General features: G+C 70.3%; 6 protein-coding genes. 3 read left to right on the forward strand and 3 right to left on the reverse strand.

Annotated features, from left to right (window positions below; genetic code table 11):
* Together L995_RS29225 and L995_RS29230 are read left to right on the forward strand one after the other, a co-directional pair.
* On the forward strand, nt 1-901 hold a 901-nt coding region (locus L995_RS29225), incomplete at its 5' end, for an acetyl-CoA C-acyltransferase (RefSeq protein WP_047474922.1).
* Nucleotides 902-911: 10 nt separating this feature from the next.
* Nucleotides 912-1,127 carry a hypothetical protein gene (locus L995_RS29230; RefSeq protein ID WP_047474923.1) on the forward strand — a complete coding sequence of 72 codons (216 nt, stop codon included), beginning with the start codon at nt 912-914 and terminating at the stop codon, nt 1,125-1,127.
* A gap of 11 nt (nt 1,128-1,138) precedes the next feature.
* On the opposite strand, the gene L995_RS29235 is transcribed toward L995_RS29230, so the two are convergent.
* The 3 genes from L995_RS29235 to L995_RS29245 form a co-directional block, all read right to left on the reverse strand.
* The gene (locus tag L995_RS29235; RefSeq protein ID WP_034397674.1) at nt 1,139-2,146 is read right to left on the reverse strand and encodes a Bug family tripartite tricarboxylate transporter substrate binding protein; all 1,008 of its coding nucleotides are present in this window, start codon (nt 2,144-2,146) and stop codon (nt 1,139-1,141) included.
* On the reverse strand, nt 2,143-3,162 hold the full coding sequence (locus tag L995_RS29240; RefSeq protein WP_047474924.1) for an NADPH:quinone oxidoreductase family protein: 1,020 nt from the start codon (nt 3,160-3,162) through the stop codon (nt 2,143-2,145). The genes L995_RS29235 and L995_RS29240 overlap by 4 nt, the downstream gene beginning before the upstream one ends.
* Before the next feature lie 68 nt (nt 3,163-3,230).
* Entirely contained in the window at nt 3,231-4,454 is a 1,224-nt protein-coding gene (locus tag L995_RS29245; RefSeq protein ID WP_197065203.1) for a CaiB/BaiF CoA transferase family protein, read from the reverse strand.
* Nucleotides 4,455-4,553: 99 nt separating this feature from the next.
* Here L995_RS29245 and L995_RS29250 point away from each other — a divergent pair, with 99 nt between their 5' ends.
* A complete protein-coding gene (locus L995_RS29250; protein WP_082001658.1) occupies nt 4,554-5,549 on the forward strand; it encodes a LysR family transcriptional regulator in 996 nt (331 codons plus the stop codon).
* The last annotated feature ends 53 nt before the right edge of the window (nt 5,550-5,602 follow it).

The raw sequence follows: 5,602 nt of genomic DNA on the forward strand, positions 1-5,602 counted from the left end.
CCGCGTCGCCGCCGACGTGGTGATCGCAGGCGGCGTGGAGAGCATGAGCAACATCGAGTACTACAGCACCGACATGCGCTGGGGCGCGCGCTCGGGCAATGTGCGCTTCTACGACCGGCTGGACCGCGGCCGCGAGCGCTCCCAGCCCGTGGAGCGCTTCGGCAAGATCTCGGGAATGATCGAGACCGCCGAGAACCTGGCGCGCGACTACGGCATCAGCCGCGAGGCAGCCGACGCCTATGCCGTGCGCAGCCACCAGCGCGCCGCCGCCGCCTGGGAGGCGGGCCGCTTCGCCGACGAGATCGTCCCCGTCAAGGTGCCCCAGCGCAAGGGCGACCCCGTGCTGTTCACGCGCGACGAAGGCTTTCGCGCCGACGCCACCACCGACAGCATGGGCAAGCTGCGCGTGCTCATGCCCAATGGAACGGTCACGGCCGGCAACGCCAGCCAGCAGAATGACGCCAGCGCCGCCTGCCTGATCGTGGCCGAGGACCGGCTGGCCGAACTGGGCCTCACCCCCATGGCCACCCTGGTGGGCTGGGCCGCCGCAGGCTGCGAGCCCTCGCACATGGGCATAGGCCCCGTGCCCGCCGTCAAGAAGCTGCTGGCGCGCCTGAACCTCACGCTGGACCAGATGGACCTGGTCGAACTCAACGAAGCCTTTGCCTGCCAGGTGCTGTCCGTGCTCAAGGGCTGGGAGTGGAACGACCAGGGCGCCATAGACCACAAGCTCAACGTCAACGGCTCCGGCATCTCCCTGGGCCACCCCATAGGCGCCACCGGCGTGCGCATCCTGGCCACCCTGCTGCACGAGCTGGAGCGCCGCAAGGGCCGCTATGGGCTGGAGACCATGTGCATAGGCGGCGGCCAGGGGATTGCGGCGGTGTTCGAGCGGGTGTGAGGAACCCGTCATGTCGACACGTCCAGTGAATCTGAGCCAGCAACAACATCGAATCGTTGAAGCTCAGACCCAAGCGACCAAGCTGGAAACGCTACGGCAAGCGGCTATGCGGGGGTGGGCGGATGTCGCCTCGGGTCACTACATTGACGTGCCGGATGAAGACTTTGACCTCTTTATCGCGGATCTGGGAAGGCAGGCAGCCAGCCGAATCAAGGCTGGTGCCTGACGGCGGCCTCCTCAATCCGCCCGCGCCCCCGACGCCTTCACGATCTCTTCCCACTTGCGGGCCTCGGCCTGGATGTAGCGCGCGAACTCGGCGGGCGTGGAGCCCACGGGCTCGGCGCCCAGGCGGCGGTATTGCGCGGCGATCTGGGGTTCGGCAAGCACGCGGCGGGACTCGGTCCACAGTTTCTGCACCACGTCCTGGGGCGTGTTCTTCGGCGCCCACAGTCCGTACCAGGTGCTGGTGCGAAAGCCGGGCATGCCGGCCTCTTCCATGGTGGGCACATCGGGCAGGGAGGGCGAGCGACTGGCCGAGGTGACGGCCAGCGCACGCAGCCGGCCCGAGGCGATGAAGGGCATGGCCGAGGGCATGGAGTCGAACATGAGCTGGATCTGCCCGCCCATCAGGTCGGTCAGGGCCGGCGAGCTGCCCTTGTAGGGCACATGCTGCATCTGCGCGCCGGTCTTCAGGCGGAACAGCTCGCCCGACAGGTGCTGTGACGAGGCATTGCCGGCCGAGCCGAAGTTCACCTGCCCGGGATGGGCCTTGGCCCAGGCGATCAGCTCCTGCACATTGCGCACCGGAAGCTGGCTGCCCACGACCAGCACCAGCGGCACATCGACCAGCTGCGTGACCGGCTCGAAATCGCGGAAGGCGTCGTAGGGCGCGCTGGCATAGACGTAGGGGTTGATGACGTGGATGGAGGCGTTGACCAGCAGCGTGTAGCCGTCGGCCGGCGCCTTGGCCACCAGGGCCGCGCCGACCATGCCGCTGGCGCCGGCCTTGTTGTCCACGACCAGCGGCTGGCCCAGCGCCTCGCCCAGCCGCGTGGTGACCACGCGCCCGACCACGTCGGTAGGCCCGCCGGGTGGATAGGGCACGACGACGCGGATGGGCGCCTTGGGATAGCCCTGGGCCCCGGCGGATGGCTGCGCGCCCGCCGTTCTCCATGCGGCCAGCGCCGCAGCGGCGCCCAGCAGGGTGCGGCGGGAAAGCGCGGGGCCTGTGCGTTGCGTTGTCATACCTTGTCTCCTTGAATGGCGAGTGCGAGCTTGCCGGTCACATTGCGGCCGTGCAGCGCATCCAGCGCAGCCGGCAGTTCATGCATGGCGAAGACCTGGCTGACCTGGGGATCGATGCATCCCCGGGCCGCCCAGTCGAGCAGCGTGGCAATGACGGGCTGCAGCTGCGCCGCGAAGGCCTGGCGCTCATCGGCCGGCGTCCAGCCGATGTAGCGGCCGTAGAAGAAGCCGTGCAGCGTGAGGTTCTTGACCAGGGCCAGGTTCATGGGCACGGCGGGAATGGCGCCGCTGGCGAAGCCCACGCTCAGCAGCTGCGCGTTCTGCGCGGCCGCGCGCAGTGCCTGCAGCAAGAGATCGCCCCCCACGGGGTCGAAGACCAGGGAGGCGCCCCGGCCCTGCGTGGCCTGCTTGACCTGGGCGGCCAGGTCCTGCGGGGTGACTGCCTGGTGCGCGCCACGGCGCAGCGCATCGGCGCGCTTGGCCTCGGTGCTGGCGCAGGCGATGACCTGCACGCCGGGCGTCTGCCGGGCCACTTCCACCGCCGCAGCGCCCACGCCCGAACCGGCGCCCAGCACCAGCACCACATCGCCTTCCTGCAGGCGCGCGCGCCAGTGCAGGGCCGTGTAGGCCGTGCCGTAGGACAGGGCAATGGGCAGGGCCTGCAGCCAGGGCATGCCCGCAGGCAGGCGGTAGACGGTGGACGCATCCACCACCGTTTCCTGCGCAAAGGCACCCCAGTCGGCAATGAAGGCCACGGCATCGCCGGGCTGCAGGTGCTGCACCGCGCTGCCGCATTCCAGCACGCGCCCCACGCCTTCGGTGCCGGGCACGAAGGGCAGCGGCGGGCGCCGCTGGTAGCGGCCCTCGATCAGCAGGCCCGTGGCGTGGCTGACGTTGGCGTAGGCCACGGCAATCCGCGCCTGGTGCGCGCCCAGGGGCTGGCCGGGCCGATCCATGGACTGCAGGCTGACCACCTCGTGCGGCGCGCCGAATTGATGGCAGACCAGGGCCTGCATTGAGGTGTCCGGGCAGGTGTCCGGGTATGTGTCCGGAGAGGTGGGTGTGAACGTGGATATGGAAGCGCTCATGCCATGACCTCCTGCGCGCACTCGTGCACCACGCCGCTGGCCATCCATTGCTCCATCTCCTGCGGCGTGCAGCCGGCCTCGGCCAGGATCTGGCGCGTGTGCTCGCCCGTGCGCGGCGCGGCGCCAAGGGATGCACCGCAGGCTGCTGCGTCTGCCGGCCAGGGTGAAGCCGCATACAGCAGCGGCCCGAACCCGGGCTGCGCCAGCGTGGCGAACGATGCGCGGTGCACGGCCTGGGGATGCGCCACCACGTCGGCCAGCGTGCGCACGCCCGCATGCAGGGCGCCCTGCGCTGCCAGGCGCTGCTCCCAGTGGGCGCGCGGCTGCTGCGCCAGCAAGGCCTGCAGCCCGGCATGCAGGACATGGCGGTGGGCCATGCGGCCCGCATTGGAGGCAAAGCGCGCGTCCTGCAGCCAGTGCGGCAGGTCCAGCGCGCGGCACAGCCGCTCGAACTGGTCGTTGTTCAGGGCCAGCACGGTGATGAAGCCATCGGCCGTGGCGAACACGCCGTTGGGGGCGCTCACGCCTTCGGCGGGCAGGCCGCCGCGCAGCGCGTCTTCGGCCAGCACCGTGGATTGCAGGGCGCAGCAGACCTCGAACAAGTTCAGCTCCACATGGCGCCCGCGCCCGCTGCGCGCCTTGCCCAGCAGGGCCGCCGTGCAGGCCTGTGCGGCGTAGACACCGGCCGCGATGTCGGCCAGCAGCAGGCCCACGCGCTGGGGCTGGCCCTGCGCGTCGCGGTTGCTGGTCATCAGTCCCGTGTCGGCCTGCATGACGGAGTCGGTGGCGGGCCGGTCGGCATACGGCCCCGTGGGTCCGTAGCCGCTGATGGAGACGTACACCGGGTCCAGGCCGGCCGCGCGCAGGCTGTCGTAGTCCACGCCCATGCGCTGCACGACCTGGGGGCGGAAGTTCTGCACCACGATGTCGGCCTCGCGCGCCAGCCGCAGCAGCAGCGCGCGCCCCTGGGCCTGGCGCGCATCGACGGCAATGCTGCGCTTGCCCGCGTTGTAGGTGGCCGACAGGCTGCTGTGCCCATCGCGCGAGATGCCCACGTGGCGCGCCCAGTCGCCTTCGGGCGGATCGACCTTGATCACCTCGGCGCCCTGGCGCGACAGCAGGTGGGTGCAGTAGGGGCCGGCCACGCCCTGGCTCAGATCGAGCACACGGTAGTGCGCCAGGGGCGCCGGCGGCGCGGTTTGCAAAGCTTCTTGGTTCACGGTCTGCGGCCTTTCGCCATGGTTTCCTCCATGCTAGGGAGGCAGGGCTGGCGCCACAATCCTCGCCAGCAGGCCAGGCCTGGTGACTCCCGATCAACAATGGCCGGCCCCGGCCCTGCAAAGAATGCCGAGATGGACCTGAACCTGTGCCGCGTCTTCATCGACATCGCCGAGGCCAAAAGCCTCACGCGGGCGGCCGAGCGCGGCGGCATGACGCGCTCCAACGTCTCGCGCCGGCTGCGTGCGCTGGAGACCGAGATGGGCGCGCAGCTGCTGCGCCGCACCACGCGCAATGTGGAGCTCACCCAGGCTGGCCAGCTGCTGTACCGGCGCTGCCTGGCCATGATGGAGGAGCTGCAGCGCGCCCGCGATGCCATCCACCAGTTGCGCTCCACCGTGAGCGGCGAGGTGGGCGTGCGCGTGCCCACCGGCTTCGGGCATTTCTATCTCAAGCCGCTGATCCTGGGCTTTTGCCGCGAGCATCCCGACATCCGCCTGCGCCTGCTGATCAACGACCAGATGGCCGACCTCGTGGCCTCCAAGGTCGATCTGGCGGTGCAGATCACCTCCGCGCCGCTGGATGATCTGGTGGCCACACGGCTGTGCGATGTGCGCTGGAACTTCGTGGCCACGCCCGCCTGCCTGCAGGCGCTGGAGCAGTCGCTGGGCCGGCCCCTGCGCGCGCCTGCCGACCTGCTGCAGGCCCGCCTCATCCTGCCGCTGGCCATGGGCGGCAGGCTGGCCTGGCTGGCCGGTAGCGGCGACGATGGCGTCGCCGCTGCCCTCGATGTGCTGCCCTCGCTGCAATCGGGCGACTACCGCCTGCTGTACGACGCCGTGCTGGACGGCCTGGGCCTGGCCCTGCTCCCGGACTACGTGACCTCGGCCGCGCTGGCCGGCGGCACCCTGGTGGCCGTGCTGGACCAGGTGGTGTTCTCCGGCCTGGGCAATGCCATGTACCTGGTGCGCATGCCCGACCGCCAGCCCACCATGGCGGCCCGCGCCTTCCAGCAGTTCCTGCGCGAGGCCATCGTCACCGCCGCGCCCAGCTGGCAGGCGGGCACCGAGGAGGCGGGCGCGGACCTGTCTTCCTAGGACGTCCTAACAGCCGGCAAACCCCGGCTTAGGCAAAAGCAGATTCCCAAGAC

It is taken from the genome of Delftia sp. ZNC0008 (assembly GCF_000799035.1).
Lineage (GTDB): Bacteria > Pseudomonadota > Gammaproteobacteria > Burkholderiales > Burkholderiaceae_C > Comamonas > Comamonas tsuruhatensis.